Raw genomic sequence first — 16500 nt, 5'->3', positions numbered from 1 at the left:
TTGATTTTGTCGTCATCGCTTCGTCGCTTCAGCGCAAAATTGCTCCGCAATTTTGTCGCGAGCTCCTCGCGATGACGGTGGATGGAGATTTGGGCCATGACTCAATCGAGCCTTACCGATGTCGACTGGAGCAAGATCCCGGCGCCCACGGATGACGGCGGCGCGGCGCACCTCGTCGGCATGACGATCCCGCCGGTCAGGCTGCGTGCCACCGACGACACCGCGGTGGCGCTCTCGGCGCTCAAGGGCCGCACCGTGGTGTTCGCCTATCCGCGAACCGGCGAGCCCGGCAAGATCGGGCTGGTCGACGATTGGGACATGATCCCGGGCGCCCGCGGCTGCACCCCGCAGACCTGCGCATTCCGCGACCTGTTCGCCGAACTGAAGGCAGCCGGTGCCGCCCAGGTGTTCGGGCTGTCGACGCAAAGCAATGCGTACCAGGCCGAGATGGCGTCACGCCTGCATCTGCCGTTCCCGGTGCTGTCCGACGAAGCGCTGGAACTGACGCACACGTTGAAGTTGCCGACGATGTCGGTCGCCGGCCTGACGCTGATCAAGCGGCTCGCACTGGTCATCGACGATGCGCGCATCACGCACGTGTTCTATCCGGTGTTCCCGCCTGACCGGAACGCCGACGACGTGCTGGCTTGGCTGAAGGCCAATCCGCGGAGGGACACTAGCGCAACATGATGTGATGGGGCCGTCGCAGGTCACGCTGCCAAAATATCGAGAACAACCCCATGCAAAGTAGCCGGCGGCGGCCGGCGTTCGACCAGGCAACTTGACACGTCGGGCAATTCAGGGATATATTTCTAATATTCCGAAATTGTGCGCCTCCGCCCCAACGCTGTCGCGTATGCTAGCCGAGTTCCTTGCGCACGGCCGCGAACACCTTGCGGAACATGTCGGTCGTCAACACGCCGGTGTTCGTGTTGTAGCGCGAGCAGTGGTAGCTGTCGTAGAGCTTGAATTTGTCCGCGCTATGCACGGCACCGTGCACAAAGGGCGCGGCCGCCAAGCGAACATCCAGCGCCTTGAGAGTCGATTCGTGGGCGATTCGTCCGAGCAGCACGATCGTGCGCAGCTTCGGCATCGTGGCGATGGTGGCGCGGAGGAATTGCCGGCAGGTGTTGATCTCGGCCGGCAGCGGCTTGTTCTGCGGCGGCACGCAGCGCACCGCGTTGCTGATCCGGGCGTCGACCAGCTTCAGCCCGTCGTCCGGCCGCGCCTGGTAGACGCCGCTGGCGAAGCCATATTCGAGCAGGGTCGCATAGAGCAGATCACCGGCGTAGTCGCCGGTGAAGGGACGGCCGGTGCGGTTGGCGCCCTGCAGGCCCGGCGCGAGCCCGACGATCAACAGCCGCGCATTCGGATCGCCGAACGATTCCACCGGTGAGTTGAACCAGCCCGGCTCGCGTGCGCGCGCGTGCGCGCGGAACTCGGCCAGCCGTGGACAGAGCGGACAGTTGCTGTCGGGGCGCGTGGCAGCGGTGACGAGGTTACTCGTCGAATTCGTCATCGGCTCCCCGTGGGGCCATGGTGGTCGCGCGCTGCAGGAATTGCGGGGAGTGGTGGCGCGGTTCGCGCGGGGCCGGACGTTCAGACGGGTCACGGCCGAGCTTGGATTGCAGCTCGACCAGGTCGGTGAAGACGTCGGCCTGGCGGCGCAGCTCGTCGGCGATCATCGGCGGCTGGCTGGCGATGGTGGAGATGACCGTGACGCGAACGCCGCGGCGCTGCACGGCCTCCACCAGCGAGCGGAAGTCGCCGTCGCCGGAAAACAGAATCATCTGGTCGATGTGCTCGGCGAGTTCCATGGCATCGACGGCGAGCTCGATGTCCATGTTGCCCTTCACCTTGCGGCGGCCGCTGGCGTCGATGAATTCCTTGGTCGCCTTGGTGACGACGGTGTAGCCGTTGTAATCGAGCCAGTCGATCAACGGGCGGATCGACGAATACTCCTGATCCTCGATGATCGCCGTGTAGTAGAACGCACGGAGCAGCGTGCCGCGACTCTGGAACTCCTTGAGGAGGCGCTTGTAGTCGATGTCGAAGCCCAGCGTCTTTGCGGTGGCGTAAAGATTCGCTCCGTCGATGAAGAGCGCGATCTTGTTGGAAACAGGTGACGACATCAAAGTGTTCTCGCGTGGTTGTTAGTGTTCTTAGCGCGGCGGTGATCAACCGCGCGCAATTTCCGGCGTTGCTGCCTAAAGTTCTGTGAATCTTTCCCCACGACAGTCACCACCGCAATTATGGTGAGGCGAGGGCAAAAAGCCTAGACCCTTGACATTGCAATGAAGAGATTTACTCGCCTGGGACAGCAACCTAGCCATGTCGTCAGACGCTCCGGCCCTTCTGGCCCCCGTCAGACCGGGTTATCAGAGCCTGTTCGGAAGGCAAATCACAAATTTTACCTTGCGAAACGGGGGCTAGGCCTATAACTAACCCTCATAACCTACATGTTTGGTCCCTTTTACCACGGAGCGCCTCGAGATGGCTCGCGTCACCGTCGAAGATTGCATTGACAAGGTCGACAATCGTTTCGACCTCGTCCTGTTGGCCGCGCATCGCGCCCGGATGATCTCGTCGGGGTCGCAACTCACGGTTGATCGCGACAACGACAAGAATCCGGTCGTCTCGCTGCGGGAGATCGCCGATTCGACGATCTCGCCGGAAGACCTGAAAGAGGAGCTCGTGCACTCCCTGCAGAAGTTCGTCGAGGTCGACGAGCCCGAGCCCGACACCGTGCCGCTGATCGGTTCCGCCGGTGCCAGCGTCGACGCCGACGACACCGAGGTCGCGGTCGAGCGGATGACCGAGGAAGAGCTGCTGAAGGGCCTCGAGGGTCTGGCGCCCCCGGAGGAGCAGCCCGAGGAAGACGAGTAAGCTCGCCGTCGTTTCGAACCGATTTACCGAAGGCCCGGACATTGCTCCGGGCCTTTGCTTTTGTTGACAATTTTGCTGTTACGGTGCGTCCTATGCGGACGCGCGAAATTGAATGGTTCCAGGGCCCGCGCGGGGTGCTGCTTCATTCGAAAGCGCACTAGATTGAAGAAAGGTGGGACATTCCGGTCCCGCGCGAGAGGCAGCGAGTTCATGGCGTATCGACGCCGCAGTTCCATCCAGATGCAGGCTGCAACCGAAACGGTCGCGGTGGCGCCGACGTCGTCCACGGCGGAAAGGCCGGCCAAGCCGCGGACGCGAATGATGCGACAATATGACCTCGTCGAGCGCGTCCGCTCCTATAACCCCGATACCAACGAAGACCTGCTCAACCGCGCCTATGTCTACGCCATGAAGGCGCACGGCACGCAGACCCGCGCCTCCGGCGATCCCTATTTCTCGCATCCGCTCGAGGTCGCCGCGATCCTCACCAACCTCAAGCTCGACGACGCCACGATCGTGGCGGCGCTGCTGCACGACACGATCGAGGACACCGAGGCGACGCGGGCCGAGATCGACAATGTGTTCGGCCACGAGATCGGCGCGCTGGTCGAGGGCCTGACCAAGCTGAAGCGGCTGGAACTGGTGTCGCGCGAGGCCAAGCAGGCCGAGAATTTGCGCAAGCTGCTGCTTGCGATCGCCGACGACGTCCGCGTGCTGCTGATCAAGCTCGCCGACCGCCTGCACAACATGCGCACGCTGGAATTCGTGCCGCCGGCCTCGCGCCGCCGCATCGCCGAAGAGACGCTGGATATCTATGCGCCGCTGGCCGGTCGCATGGGTATGCACGAGATGCGCGAGGAACTCGAGGACCTGTCGTTCTTCGTGCTCGATCCTGAGGCCTATGCGGTGGTCAAGCAGCGGCTCGATTCACTGGCCGAGCGCAACCGCAATTTGATCGGCGAGATCGAAACCCAGCTCTCCAAGAACCTGCAGAAGAACGGCATTACCGCGCGGGTGTTCGGCCGCCGCAAGCAGCCGTTTTCGATCTGGACCAAGATGGAGCGCAAGTCGGTCGGCTTCGAGCAGCTGTCCGATATCTACGGCTTCCGCATCATCCTCGACGATGTCGGGGCCTGCTACCGCGCGCTCGGCATCGTCCACACCACCTGGCCGGTGGTGCCGGGCCGCTTCAAGGACTACATCTCGACCCCGAAGCAGAACGACTACCGCTCGATCCACACCACGGTGATCGGGCCGGGCAAGCAGCGCGTCGAGCTGCAGATCCGCACCGAGGACATGAACCAGATCGCGGAGTTCGGTATCGCCGCGCATGCCTTCTACAAGGAGGGCGCGGGTTCGCCGCACGAGCGGATGAAGCACGAGTCCAACGCCTTCGCCTGGCTGCGCCACACCATCGGCATCCTCTCGGAAAGCGCCAATCCGGAAGAATTCCTCGAGCACACCAAGCTCGAGCTGTTCCACGACCAGGTGTTCTGCTTCACGCCGAAGGGCAAGCTGATCGCGCTGCCGCGCAACGCCAACGTGATCGATTTCGCCTATGCCGTTCACACCGGCGTCGGCAACAGCGCGGTCGGCTGCAAGATCAACGGCAAGTTCGCGCCGCTGTCCTCGGAGCTGCAGAACGGCGACGAGGTCGAGGTCCTGACCTCGAAAGCGCAGTCGGCGCCGCCGTCGGCCTGGGAAGCGCTCGCCCGCACCGGCAAGGCGCGGGCCGCGATCCGCCGCGCCACCCGCGACGCGGTGCGCGACCAGTATGCGGGCCTCGGCCGCCGCATCGTCGACCGCCTGTTTGCCCGCGCCAAGATCGAATATGCCGACGACAAACTGAAGGGCGCATTGCCGCGGCTCGCGCGCACCTCGATCGAGGACGTGATGGCCTCGGTCGGGCGCGGCGAGATCAAGGCCTCCGACGTCGCGCGCGCGATGTATCCCGACTACAAGGAAGAGCGGCTGGTGCGCTACGGCGCCAAGAAGGGCCTCGCCGCCAAGCTGAAGACGCAGAACCCGCCGCATCCGGCGCGCGCCACCTCGGTGATCCCGGTGCGCGGCATCAATTCCGACCTGCCGGTGAAGTTCGCGCCGAACGGCGGCGCGGTGCCGGGCGACCGGATCGTCGGCATCGTCACGGCGGGCGAAGGGATCACGATCTATCCGATCCAGTCGCCGGCGCTGAAGGATTTCGAGGAGGAGCCGGAGCGCTGGCTCGACGTCCGCTGGGATATCGACGAAACCATGCCGCAGCGCTTTCCGGCGCGCATCCTGGTCCACAATGTCAACGAGCCCGGCAGCCTCGCCCAGATCGCGACCGTGATCGCCGAGCACGACGGCAACATCGACAACATCCACATGTCGCGCCAATCGCCTGACTTCACGGAGCTGACCATCGATCTTGAGGTCTATGACCTCAAGCATCTCAGCGCTATCATCGCCCAGTTGCGCGCCAAGGCCGTCGTCGCTCGGGTCGAGCGCGTCAATGGTTAGGGTTCCGCCTGTCATCGGCCCTCATGGTGAGGAGGCGCGTCAGCGCCGTCTCCGGACGATGCTCCGCATCGCTCGGGAACCATGCGGCCCGAGACGGGGCCTCATCCTTCGAGACGCGGCGCAGGCGCCGCTCCTCAGATGAGGGGATGGTTCAACTGGTTTGTCAGAGAGTGATTTGATGTCGTCTCCGCCGCTGCGTCTCGGTATCAATGTTGATCACGTCGCCACCCTGCGCAACGCGCGGGGCGGAGGCCGGCCCGATCCCGTGCGGCTGGCGCTTGCCGCGATCGCGGCCGGCGCCGACGGCATCACCGCGCATTTGCGCGAGGATCGCCGCCACATCCGCGACGAGGACATGGCGCGGCTCAAGGCCGAGATCTCCAAGCCGCTGAACTTCGAGATGGCGGCGACCGACGACATGCTGCGGATCTCGCTCGCCACCAAGCCGCACGCGGTTTGCCTGGTGCCGGAACGACGCCAGGAGCTTACCACCGAAGGCGGCCTCGACGTCGTCGGCCAGCACAACGCGCTGGCGCCGTTCATCGCGCGGCTCAATGACGCCGGCATCCGGGTCTCGCTGTTCATTGCCGCCGATCCCAGGCAGATCGAGATGGCCGCGAAGCTGAAGGCGCCGGTGATCGAGATCCACACCGGTGGCTGGTGCGACGCCGTGGTCGACGGTCACAAGGACAAGGCGGAGGCCGAATGGAAGCGCATCGTCGCCGGCGCCAGGCTCGCGCAGGCGGCCGGGCTCGAGGTCCATGCCGGCCACGGGCTCGACTATGACACCGCTGAGACGATTTCCGCGCTGCCCGAAATCCGGGAGTTGAACATCGGCTATTTCATGATGGGCGAAGCGCTGTTCGTCGGCATCGCCGCGACGGTGCGTGAGATGCGTGCGGCGATGGACCGCGGCCGCGCCAGGGCGCAGGGTGGCGTCAGCGCATGATCATCGGCATCGGCTCCGACCTGATCGACATCACCCGGGTGGCCAAGGTGATCGAGCGCCATGGCGAGCGATTCCTCGAGCGGATCTTCACCGATGCCGAGCGCGCCAAGGCGATGCGCCGCGCCAACAGCGAGAAGATGGTGGTCGCAACCTACGCCAAGCGCTTCGCCGCCAAGGAAGCCTGCTCCAAGGCGCTCGGCACCGGTATCCGGCGCGGGGTGTGGTGGAAGGACATGGGCGTCGTGAACCTGCCGGGCGGACGGCCGTCGATGCGGCTGACCGGCGGGGCGCTGGCCCGGCTCCAGGAACTGACGCCCGAGGGCATGCAGGCGCAGATCGATCTTTCGATCACCGACGATTGGCCGTTGGCCCAGGCCTTCGTCATAATTTCGGCGGTTGCCCCCGCCAGATGAACGCGGGGCGCCGGAATCTGCCGGAAAACTTCAGCAAACTAAAAAATCATTGATATTTCAATGAATTGCGAAGTTTTGAGGCGGCGATTGATTGCGCCCCTGCGAACAACCGTCTAAAACGCCGCAGGGTTATATCGAGCGAGACGCTGATTCCGGGTTTAGGCCGGAATTTGCCCTCAAGATCAGAATCAAGGCCATTTTCCTCACGCGAAGGCCGAACGCTTCGCGCGAAGAGAACGTTCTGCCACCGCGTGGACATCAGTCCACGGGAATTGGGAAAGCAATGAGCGTGACCACCGGGACCAAATCTGAAAGCGGCTTGGGCGAGACCATCCGCGTCGTCATCCATGCTCTTCTGATCGCGCTCGTCATCCGCACCTTCCTGTTCCAGCCGTTCAACATCCCCTCCGGGTCGATGAAGGCGACGCTCCTGGTCGGCGACTACCTGTTCGTCTCGAAATATTCCTATGGCTACAGCCACTATTCGATCCCGTTCTCGCCGAACATTTTCTCGGGCCGCATCTTCGGCTCGGAGCCGAACCGCGGCGACATCGTGGTGTTTCGCCTGCCGCGGGATGACTCCACCGACTACATCAAGCGCGTCATCGGGCTGCCCGGCGACCGCATCGAGGTCAAGAGCGGGCTGCTCTACATCAACGACGAGCCGATCAAGCGGGAGCGGCTGAGCGATTTCGTTGGCGAGGATCCCTGCGGCTCGGCAGATGCGACCGCCCGCGTCAAGCGCTGGAAGGAGACGCTGCCGAACGGCGTCAGCTACGAGACGCTGGATTGCACCGACAACAGCTACATGGACAACACCATCGTCTACACCGTTCCGCCCGGGCATTTCTTCATGATGGGCGACAACCGCGACAACTCCACCGACAGCCGCTTCCTGTCGCAGGTCGGCTACGTGCCGTTCGAGAACATCATCGGGCGAGCCCAGATGATCTTCTTCTCGATCGCCGAGGGCGAACAGGCCTGGATGATCTGGCGCTGGCCGCTTGCCGTGCGGTGGAATCGCCTATTCTCTATCGTGCGATGAACGACGATACCGCAGCCATCAACGATCAAGCGCCGACCGGCGAGCCGAGCCAGACGCCTGCCGCCGACAGCACAGCCGCGCCGAAGAAACGGCGCAGCAAGGCGGCCAAGGCCGCTGAGGAGAAGGCCGCGATCGCGGGCACCGAGGCGCGGATCGGGTACACGTTCCAGGATCCCGCGCTGCTGACCACTGCGTTCACCCACGTGTCCGCGCTGAAGCCCGCCACCCGCAACCGCGCCGACAGCTACCAGCGCCTGGAGTTCCTCGGCGATCACGTGCTCGGGCTGATCGTATCGGACATGCTGTTCCGGTCGTTCCCCAAGGCCGACGAGGGCGAATTGTCGAAGCGGCTCGCCGACCTCGTGCGCAAGGAGAGTTGCGCCGACGTCGCCAAGGCGCTCGGGCTGCTCGAGGACATCAAGCTCGGCATGGTGAAGGCGGTCGAGGGCGCCCGGCTGCGCAAGTCCGTGCTCGGCGATATCTGCGAAGCGGTGATCGGGGCGATCTTTCTCGACGGCGGCTACGAGGCCGCGCGCCAGTTCGTCGAGCGCAACTGGACCGAACGGATGCACAAGCTGCGCCGGCCGCTGCGCGATCCCAAGACCGTGTTGCAGGAATGGGCGCAGGGCAAGGGGCTGCCGACGCCGGTCTATCGCGAGGTCGAACGCACCGGCCCGCATCACGATCCACAATTCCGCGTTGCGGTCGACCTGCCGGGCCTGGCCTCCGCCGAGGGCCTCGGGGGCAACAAGCGCGCGGCCGAAAAGGCGGCAGCATCCGCGATGATCGAGCGCGAAGGCGTCGGCACCAATGACTGACGAGGCCAAAGGGCAAGGGGACGCGACGCGCTGTGGCTTCGTCGCGCTGATCGGTGCGCCCAATGTCGGCAAGTCGACGCTGGTCAACGCGTTGGTGGGCTCCAAGGTCACGATCGTCTCGCGCAAGGTGCAGACCACGCGCGCGCTGATCCGCGGCATCGTGATCGAGGGCAACGCGCAGATCATCCTGGTCGACACGCCCGGGATCTTCGCGCCGCGGCGCCGGCTTGACCGCGCCATGGTGTCGACCGCCTGGAGCGGCGCGCACGACGCCGATCTCGTCTGCGTGCTGCTCGATGCGAAGTCGGGCCTCGACGAAGAGGCCAACGCGATCCTGGCCAAGCTCGAAACCGTCGCCCATCCGAAGATCCTGGTGCTGAACAAGGTCGATCTCGTGCAGCGCGAGAAGCTGCTTGCGCTGGCGCAGGCCGCCAACGAGCGGATGCGCTTCGAGCACACCTTCATGATTTCGGCGCTGTCCGGCGACGGCGTTGCCGATTTGCGCCAGACGCTGGCCAAGCTGGTGCCCGCAGGGCCCTTCCTCTATCCCGAGGACCAGATGTCGGATGCGCCGATGCGCCATCTGGCGGCCGAGATCACGCGCGAGAAGATCTACAGCCATCTGCATCAGGAACTGCCGTACCAGTCGACGGTCGAGACCGACAGCTGGACCGATCGCAAGGACAAGTCGATCCGCATCGAGCAGACGATTTTTGTCGAGCGCGAGAGCCAGCGCAAGATCGTGCTCGGCAAGGGCGGCGCCACCATCAAGTCGATCGGCGCGCAGGCACGTGCCGAGATCGCCGAGATCATGGGCGTCCCCGTGCATCTGTTCCTGTTCGTCAAGGTGCGTGAGAACTGGGGTGACGATCCCGATCGCTACAAGGAAATGGGATTGGAATTCCCCAAGGAATAAGAGTCGACGTTTGCATGAACGTGCCCAGAAATGTGCTGTGGTTTGAGGTTCTGCTCTATCTGTCGCTGACGCTGGATGCGCTGTCGGTGGCGTTCCAGGACCGCACGCCGACCGTCCTGAAGACCGAGCAGATGATCATGGGCGAGACCCTGACGGCCGGCTGCATGATCCTGCTGCTGATGTATTTCGTCCGGCTCGCCGCGCAGCACCGCAAGAACTGGCCGCGCTGGGCGCTGCTCGCGGTGCTTGTCCTGTCGGTGATGTCCCTGGTGCAGGTCATCGGCACAAGGGGCATGGAGATCGACAGCGCCATCGAGGTGGTGTCGTGCATCCTGACCACCGCCGGGCTGTATTATTCCTTCACCGGCGACGCGCGGGGCTGGTTCAACGCGTAGGGGTATCCACCGTCATTCCGGGGCGCGTCGAAGACACGAACCCGGAATCTCGAGATTCCGGGTTCGATGCTGCGCATCGCCCCGGAATGACGCGCTAGGATGACTGCGTTCATCCGCGGAATCCTGATAGACTCCGCGCATGGAATGGACCGACGAAGGCATCGTGCTCGGCGTGCGGCGGCATGGCGAATCCTCCGCCATTGTCGAGCTGTTGACGCGCGAGCACGGCCGCCATCTCGGCCTGGTGCGCGGCGGCGCCGGCTCGCGGATGCGGCCGCTGCTGCAGCCCGGCAACAGCGTCACCGCGGTGTGGCGGGCGCGGCTCGACGAGCATCTCGGCATGTATGTGCTGGAGGGCACGCGGCTGCGCGCGGCGACGCTGCTCGGCTCGTCGCATGCAGTCTACGGCGTTACGCATCTGGCGGCGCTGGCCCGGCTGCTGCCGGAGCGCGATCCGCATGAGGACATCTACTGGATGCTGCAAGGGACGCTCGACGATTTCGAGGACGCCGGCGTTGCCGCCGTGCACCTGATCCGGTTCGAGCTCGCCATGCTGACGGAGCTCGGCTTCGGGCTCGACTTGGGAAACTGCGCGGCCACCGGGGAGACGTCGGACCTGATCTATGTATCGCCGAAATCCGGCGGCGCCGTGTCCCGCGCCGCCGGCGAGCAGTGGCGCGACCGGCTGTTGCCGCTGCCGGCGTTCCTGCGCGAAGGCGAGGGCGGCGCCAACAGCTGGTCGGACCAGGACCTGCTCGACGGTTTCCAGATTACCGGCCTGTTCCTTCTCCGCCACGTGCTGGAGCCCCGCGGCCAGGGCCATTCCGACGCCCGCGACGGATTTATCAACGCCGTGGCCCGGCGGCGGAGGCGGCTGGCGGGGACGTGATCCCGCGCCCCGAGCTGCTGTCTTGACGAGATCGAGGTCATCGAGCTCGCCTTGCAGGTCGATGGCGCGAAGCACTGACATTCCCGCGCCCCTGTCATGCGCGGCGGGACGGGAACGAGATCGCCTCGTGAAGCATTGCGGGGGCGTGGTTCCATCGATGGGCGACCGATGTTTCTGCGGGGAATTATTATTTCAGCGGCGTTGCTGACGCTGCCACCGGACGCAATGGCCGGCGAGCAGGGGGGCGTGCTCCGTCGCGTCTCCTGCACGGTGGTTCGCTACTACGTCGCCAGGTACTCGGCCTCGGCCGCCGAAAGCTGGGCCAGAGCCCATGGTGCGACCGACGCCGAGATCGAAATCGCCCGCCATTGCCTCAAGGAAACTCCCGTCAAGCCCGTGCGGACGGCCGGCCAGTCGGCGCAATAATCGCGCGAATCAGGTGCATCGATGCGCGGTTGGCGTGATTCGCGGCTTGCCCGATTCACCGCCAAGGTTTAACGCCTCCCCATGGGAAAACGACAGATTCCGCCGGAAGAGCCGGCCGAAATTCACGAGGTGCCGCTGCGTGACGCGCTCGAGGAGCGCTATCTCGCCTATGCGCTCTCGACCATCATGCATCGCGCCCTGCCGGACGCCCGCGACGGGCTGAAGCCGGTGCACCGGCGCATCCTCTACGGCATGGACCTGCTCGGGCTCGACCCGCGCGCCGCATTCAAGAAGTCGGCCAAGATCGTCGGCGACGTGATGGGCTCGTTCCATCCGCATGGCGACCAGGCGATCTATGACGCCATGGTGCGTCTGGCGCAGGATTTCTCCTCGCGCTACCCGCTGGTCGACGGCCAGGGCAATTTCGGCAATATCGACGGCGATAATCCGGCCGCCTACCGCTACACCGAAGCCCGCATGACCGAGGTCGCGCGGCTGCTGCTCGACGGCATCGACGAGGACGGCGTCGAGTTTCGCCTCAATTACGACGGCCAGTCGAAAGAGCCGGTGGTGCTGCCGGGCGGCTTCCCGAACCTGCTTGCCAACGGCGCGCAGGGCATCGCGGTCGGCATGGCGACCTCGATCCCGCCGCACAATGCGGCCGAGCTCTGCGACGCGGCGCTGCATCTGATCGAGAAGCCCGACGCCAAATCGAAGGCGCTGCTGAAATGGGTCAAGGGCCCGGACTTCCCGACCGGCGGCATCGTCGTCGATTCCAAGGAAGCGATCATCGAGGCTTACACGACGGGGCGCGGCTCGTTCCGCACCCGCTCGCGCTGGACCCAGGAGGAGGGCGCGCGCGGCACCTGGGTGGTCGTCGTCACCGAAATTCCGTGGCTGGTGCAGAAGTCGCGGATCGTCGAGAAGATCGCCGAGCTCATCAACGAGAAGAAGCTGCCGCTGGTTGCCGACGTCCGCGACGAGTCGGCCGAGGACGTCCGGCTCGTGATCGAGCCGAAATCGCGCACCGTCGATCCGGCGCTGATGATGGAGTCGCTGTTCCGGCTGACCGAGCTGGAAAGCAAGATCTCGCTGAACCTCAACGTGCTGATCAAGGGCCGCATCCCGAAGGTGGTCGGCCTTGCCGAGTGCCTGCGCGAATGGCTCGACCATCTGCGCGACGTGCTGGTCCGCCGGTCCAACTTCCGCAGGACCCAGATCGAGCACCGCCTGGAAGTGCTGGGCGGCCACCTCGTCGCCTATCTGAACCTCGACAAGGTGATCAAGATCATCCGGACCGAGGACGAGCCGAAGCCGGTCTTGATGAAGACCTTCAAGCTGTCAGAGATCCAGGCCGACGCCATCCTCAACATGCGCCTGCGCAATTTGCGTCGCCTGGAGGAGATGGAGATCCGCACCGAGGACAAGGATCTTCGCAAGGAGTTGAAGGGGATCGAGGGCCTGCTCGCTTCCGAGACGGAGCAGTGGGCCAAGGTCAGCGATCAGGTGCGCAAGGTCCGCGACATCTTCGGACCGAAGACGCCGCTCGGCAAGCGTCGCACCACCTTCGCCGATGCGCCCGAGCATGACCTCGCCGCGATCGAGGAAGCGCTGGTCGAGCGCGAGCCGTGCACCGTCGTGATATCAGAGAAGGGCTGGGTGCGGACGCTGAAGGGCCATGTCGAGGATCTCTCCGGCCTTGCCTTCAAGACCGACGACAAGCTCGAGCACTCGTTCTTCGCCGAGACCACCTCGAAGCTGTTGCTGTTTGCCACCAACGGCAAGTTCTACTCGCTCGACGTGGCAAAACTGCCGGGCGGCCGCGGCCATGGCGAGCCGATCCGGATGTTCATCGATCTCGAGCAGGACGCCGCGATCATCTCGCTGTTCGTCAACAAGGGCGAGCGCAAGTTCCTGATCGCGAGCAGCGAGGGTCAGGGTTTTGTCGTCAAGGAAGAGGACTGCGTCGGCAACACCCGCAAGGGCAAGCAGGTGCTCAACGTCGAAATGCCGAACGAGGCCCGCGCGATCACGACCGTGAACGGCGACACCGTCGCGGTGATCGGCACCAACCACAAGATGGTGCTGTTCGGCCTCGACCAGGTGCCGGAGATGGCGCGCGGCCGCGGCGTGCGCCTGCAGAAATACACCAGCGCGTCGCTGTCTGACGTTGCGGTGTTCGACGCCAAGGCCGGCCTGTCCTGGAAGGACTCCGCCGGCCGCGAGCACAGCATGACCATGAAGGAACTGGCCGACTGGCGCGGCAACCGCGCCGACGCCGGCCGGCTCGCCCACGGCCTGCCGAAGTCGAACAAGTTCAATCGCGGCGTGGAGTAATCGTGCGGTAGCCCGGATGGAGCGAAGCGAAATCCGGGGCCGCTGTCGCGTTTGGCAAGGATCCCGGATTGCGCTTCGCTCCATCCGGGCTACGCCTTCGACCCGCGCGGTGTGATAGTATCCACATTCCACCGCGCTATAACCGTCGCCGACGACATCGGGCGACGGTTGCCATGGCGCACAATCACGATCACGACCACGGCGGTCATTCTCACGGACGCGCCCACGCCGGGCATTCCCATGCCGGGCACAGCCACGCGCCCGACAATTTCGGCACCGCCTTTGCGGTGGGCGCGTCGCTGAACACCGCCTTTGTCGTCGCGGAGCTGATCTTCGGCTATTCCGCCAACTCGCTGGCGCTGGTCTCCGACGCCGTTCACAACCTCTCCGACGTCATCGCGCTGCTGCTGGCCTGGGGCGGGGCATGGCTCGCCGGCAGGCGGCCGACCGATACCCACACCTATGGCTACCGTCGCGCCTCGATCCTGGCGGCGCTGTTCAATGCCGGGCTGCTCCTGATCGCGGTCGGCGGCATCGCGGTCGAAGCCATCAACCGTTTGCGCGAGCCGGCGGAGGTCGCAAGCTGGACCGTGGTCTGGGTCGCGGCGCTCGGCGTCCTGATCAATGGCGGCACCGCGCTGCTGTTCATGCGCGGCCGCGACAGCGATCTCAATGTCCGCGGCGCCTATCTGCACATGGCGGCGGATGCCGGCGTCTCGGTCGGCGTCGTGATCGCTGCGCTCTTAATCATGGCGACCGGCTGGCAGTGGCTCGATCCGGCGATCAGCCTGGTCATCGCCGTGGTGGTGCTGCTGAGCGGCTGGGAGCTTGCCCGCGACAGCGTCAATCTCGCGCTCGACGCGGTGCCGAAGGGCATCGATCTCAAGCAGGTGAGGGACTATCTCGCCGCGCTCGAGGGGGTGACTGAAGTTCACGACCTGCACATCTGGGCGATGAGCACCAGCGAGACCGCGCTGACCGCGCATCTGGTGCGGCCCGGCGGACACGACGATGTCTTCCTGCATCATGTCTGCGCCGAGCTCTCGGATCGCTTCAGCATCCACCACGCGACGCTGCAGGTCGAGATCAGCAGCGAGACCTGCCGGCTGGCGCCGGCGGAAATGGTCTAGCCTGCCGCGGCCACGCACTCGCATTCAATTGATCGCTCGACCCATGTCCACGTCTTCCACGGGCGGCGACGACACGGCACATTGCAACCGCGCGAATGGCCGGCGTGATCAACGGAGGGCGACGTGAAGAAGGCAATCGGTCTTGCAATGTTGTTCTGGGCCGTGGGCGCTGTGCCGCATGCGGACGCCGAGCCGGCGAAATCGGGCGTCGAGAAGCTCTACATCCTCAACTGCGGCGAAGGCGTTGCAGGCGACATTTCACGCTGGTCGCCCGGCGTCAATGAAGGCAAGTCGATGGACTTCGTCGACAATTGCTACCTGATCAAGCATGCCCAGGGCTGGTTCCTGTGGGACACCGGGATTCCCGATGCTGTGGCGGCGATGCCGAACGGCCTTGCGCCGGCCGATCCCAAGGCGGTCACCTGGCGGCGGCCAAAGACGCTCGCCGCGCAGCTCGACCAGCTCGGCGTCAAGCCGTCGGACATCAAGGCGATCGCTGTGTCGCACACCCATCCCGATCACATCGGCAATGTCGAGCTGTTCCCGGCCGCGATGCTGTATGTGCAGAAGGCGGAGTATGAATGGCCCGGCGCCAACAACGCGCCGCGCTTCAAGCCCGAGCATCCCGTGACGAAGCTCGAAGGCGACCGCGACGTGTTCGGCGACGGCAGCGTCACCATCCTGTCGACGCCGGGCCACACGCCCGGCCACCAGTCGCTGCTGGTGAAACTGCCGAAGACAGGCGCGGTCGTGCTGACCGGCGATGCCGTTCACTTCAGGGACAATTGGGACAATCGGCGCGCGCCGAGCATGAACGCCAGCAAGGAGCAGACGCTGGCCTCGATGCAGAAGATCGCCGACACGCTGACGAAAGAGAAGGCGCAGCTCTGGATCAACCACGACAAGGCGCAGCGCGACGGGCTGAAGCTGTCGCCGGACTTCTACGATTGAGCCGCCTTGGCGGCGTTCGCTTTCGACCAGTTTCGAAAAATCTGCGCGGTCTCCTCGTCCATCGGAAAGAAGCTTTCGATGCGCAGCTCCTGCAGCGTGACGTCCTGGGGCGTCCCCAGCGTCGCGATGGTGGTGAACAATTGCAGGCTGACGTCGCCCTTGCGGAATAGCATCGGCAGCACCGGCCCGGATGTCGGCCCCGTCGGCGCGGCCAACGCGGCCTCGACACCGTCATAGGCCAGCAGGCGCTTGAGCAATTCCGCCGTCGTTGTGGTGCCGTCGGCGGCGGCATCGGCCTCGACGCTGCGGACGAAGTAGCCGGCGACCTCGGTCCAGTTGGTGAGATAGGGCCGCAGCACGTCGGGCGCGACCAGCGCGTCGGCGAGATTGACCGCCGTGCCTGGGGCCAGCGGTCCGACCAGGAATTCCACCAGCTGCCCCGCGCCCGAATTGGCGAGCAGCAGATTCCAGTGCCGGTCGACCACGACCGCCGGAAAAGGCTCCTGCTGCGCCAGGATGAAATCCAGCGCGTAGCGGATCTGGGCGAGCTCCGGCGCGGCAAGGTCGGTCTGCCGCCAGACCGGCGCGAATCCGGCCGCGACCAAGAGCGCGTTCTGCTGGCGCAACGGCACGTCGAGCGCCGCGGCAAGCCGGATCACCATGTCGCGGCTCGGTGCGGCGCGCCCGAGCTCGAGGAAGCTGAGATGGCGCTGGGAGATATCCGCGCGCCCGGCGAGCTCGAGTTGCGAGTGCCCCTTACGCTGCCGCCACCAGCGCAGGCTGGCTGCAAAATCGCGCTGCTGCGACATGGGTACCTGCCAAATACCTGCCAAGTAGTTGCCG

General features: G+C 65.0%; 17 protein-coding genes. 14 read left to right on the top strand and 3 right to left on the bottom strand.

Annotated elements, in window-relative coordinates:
• Positions 1 to 96: 96 nt before the first annotated feature.
• Positions 97 to 690 (top strand): peroxiredoxin, encoded by a 594-nt coding sequence (locus tag PMN64_RS15310; protein WP_411781226.1) that lies wholly within the window; start codon positions 97 to 99, stop codon positions 688 to 690.
• Between the two features lie 169 nt (positions 691 to 859).
• On the opposite strand, the gene PMN64_RS15305 is transcribed toward PMN64_RS15310, so the two are convergent.
• Both PMN64_RS15305 and PMN64_RS15300 read right to left on the bottom strand, forming a co-directional pair.
• Positions 860 to 1519 carry a uracil-DNA glycosylase gene (locus PMN64_RS15305; RefSeq protein WP_411781225.1) on the bottom strand — a complete coding sequence of 220 codons (660 nt, stop codon included), beginning with the start codon at positions 1517 to 1519 and terminating at the stop codon, positions 860 to 862.
• Positions 1500 to 2132 (bottom strand): NYN domain-containing protein, encoded by a 633-nt coding sequence (locus tag PMN64_RS15300; RefSeq protein ID WP_028340981.1) that lies wholly within the window; start codon positions 2130 to 2132, stop codon positions 1500 to 1502. The genes PMN64_RS15305 and PMN64_RS15300 overlap by 20 nt, the downstream gene beginning before the upstream one ends.
• 361 nt (positions 2133 to 2493) lie before the next feature.
• Here PMN64_RS15300 and rpoZ point away from each other — a divergent pair, with 361 nt between their 5' ends.
• The 13 genes from rpoZ to PMN64_RS15235 all read left to right on the top strand — a co-directional run bounded on the left by rpoZ (position 2494) and on the right by PMN64_RS15235 (position 15657).
• A complete protein-coding gene (gene rpoZ / locus PMN64_RS15295) occupies positions 2494 to 2886 on the top strand; it encodes a DNA-directed RNA polymerase subunit omega (RefSeq protein ID WP_016844003.1) in 393 nt (130 codons plus the stop codon).
• Between the two features lie 210 nt (positions 2887 to 3096).
• Positions 3097 to 5388, top strand: coding sequence for a RelA/SpoT family protein (locus tag PMN64_RS15290; protein WP_028340980.1), 2292 nt, complete (start codon positions 3097 to 3099; stop codon positions 5386 to 5388).
• A gap of 178 nt (positions 5389 to 5566) precedes the next feature.
• Positions 5567 to 6337, top strand: a complete 771-nt coding sequence (locus PMN64_RS15285; RefSeq protein WP_038385373.1) for a pyridoxine 5'-phosphate synthase — start codon at positions 5567 to 5569, stop codon at positions 6335 to 6337.
• Positions 6334 to 6750, top strand: coding sequence for a holo-ACP synthase (gene acpS / locus PMN64_RS15280; protein ID WP_253591904.1), 417 nt, complete (start codon positions 6334 to 6336; stop codon positions 6748 to 6750). Before PMN64_RS15285 ends, acpS begins: the two co-directional genes overlap by 4 nt.
• Positions 6751 to 7033: 283 nt before the next feature.
• On the top strand, positions 7034 to 7795 hold the full coding sequence (gene lepB, locus PMN64_RS15275; RefSeq protein WP_028333840.1) for a signal peptidase I: 762 nt from the start codon (positions 7034 to 7036) through the stop codon (positions 7793 to 7795).
• Positions 7792 to 8613 carry a ribonuclease III gene (rnc, locus tag PMN64_RS15270; protein ID WP_028340976.1) on the top strand — a complete coding sequence of 274 codons (822 nt, stop codon included), beginning with the start codon at positions 7792 to 7794 and terminating at the stop codon, positions 8611 to 8613. Before lepB ends, rnc begins: the two co-directional genes overlap by 4 nt.
• Positions 8606 to 9529, top strand: coding sequence for a GTPase Era (gene era, locus PMN64_RS15265; RefSeq protein ID WP_016844010.1), 924 nt, complete (start codon positions 8606 to 8608; stop codon positions 9527 to 9529). Before rnc ends, era begins: the two co-directional genes overlap by 8 nt.
• Positions 9530 to 9543: 14 nt before the next feature.
• On the top strand, positions 9544 to 9924 hold the full coding sequence (locus tag PMN64_RS15260) for a hypothetical protein (RefSeq protein WP_411781224.1): 381 nt from the start codon (positions 9544 to 9546) through the stop codon (positions 9922 to 9924).
• Positions 9925 to 10063: 139 nt separating this feature from the next.
• Complete coding sequence (gene recO / locus PMN64_RS15255) at positions 10064 to 10813, top strand: DNA repair protein RecO (protein WP_304495634.1); 750 nt, start codon at positions 10064 to 10066, stop codon at positions 10811 to 10813.
• A 168-nt stretch (positions 10814 to 10981) separates the two neighbouring features.
• Positions 10982 to 11239, top strand: coding sequence for a hypothetical protein (locus PMN64_RS15250; RefSeq protein WP_035631644.1), 258 nt, complete (start codon positions 10982 to 10984; stop codon positions 11237 to 11239).
• A gap of 81 nt (positions 11240 to 11320) precedes the next feature.
• On the top strand, positions 11321 to 13576 hold the full coding sequence (gene parC / locus PMN64_RS15245; protein WP_411781223.1) for a DNA topoisomerase IV subunit A: 2256 nt from the start codon (positions 11321 to 11323) through the stop codon (positions 13574 to 13576).
• Positions 13577 to 13749: 173 nt separating this feature from the next.
• Positions 13750 to 14706: a cation diffusion facilitator family transporter gene (locus tag PMN64_RS15240; RefSeq protein ID WP_411781222.1), complete on the top strand. Its 957-nt coding sequence runs from the start codon at positions 13750 to 13752 to the stop codon at positions 14704 to 14706.
• Positions 14707 to 14853: 147 nt separating this feature from the next.
• On the top strand, positions 14854 to 15657 hold the full coding sequence (locus tag PMN64_RS15235; protein ID WP_411781232.1) for an N-acyl homoserine lactonase family protein: 804 nt from the start codon (positions 14854 to 14856) through the stop codon (positions 15655 to 15657).
• Here PMN64_RS15235 and PMN64_RS15230 read toward each other — a convergent pair.
• Positions 15648 to 16466, bottom strand: a complete 819-nt coding sequence (locus PMN64_RS15230) for a helix-turn-helix domain-containing protein (protein WP_411781221.1) — start codon at positions 16464 to 16466, stop codon at positions 15648 to 15650. The two genes, PMN64_RS15235 and PMN64_RS15230, sit on opposite strands and share 10 nt — an antisense overlap.
• Between the last annotated feature and the right edge of the window lie 34 nt (positions 16467 to 16500).

The organism is Bradyrhizobium sp. UFLA01-814, from assembly GCF_046718885.1.
GTDB classification, from domain to species: domain Bacteria; phylum Pseudomonadota; class Alphaproteobacteria; order Rhizobiales; family Xanthobacteraceae; genus Bradyrhizobium; species Bradyrhizobium elkanii.
This window is presented reverse-complemented; position numbering and strand designations above follow the sequence as displayed.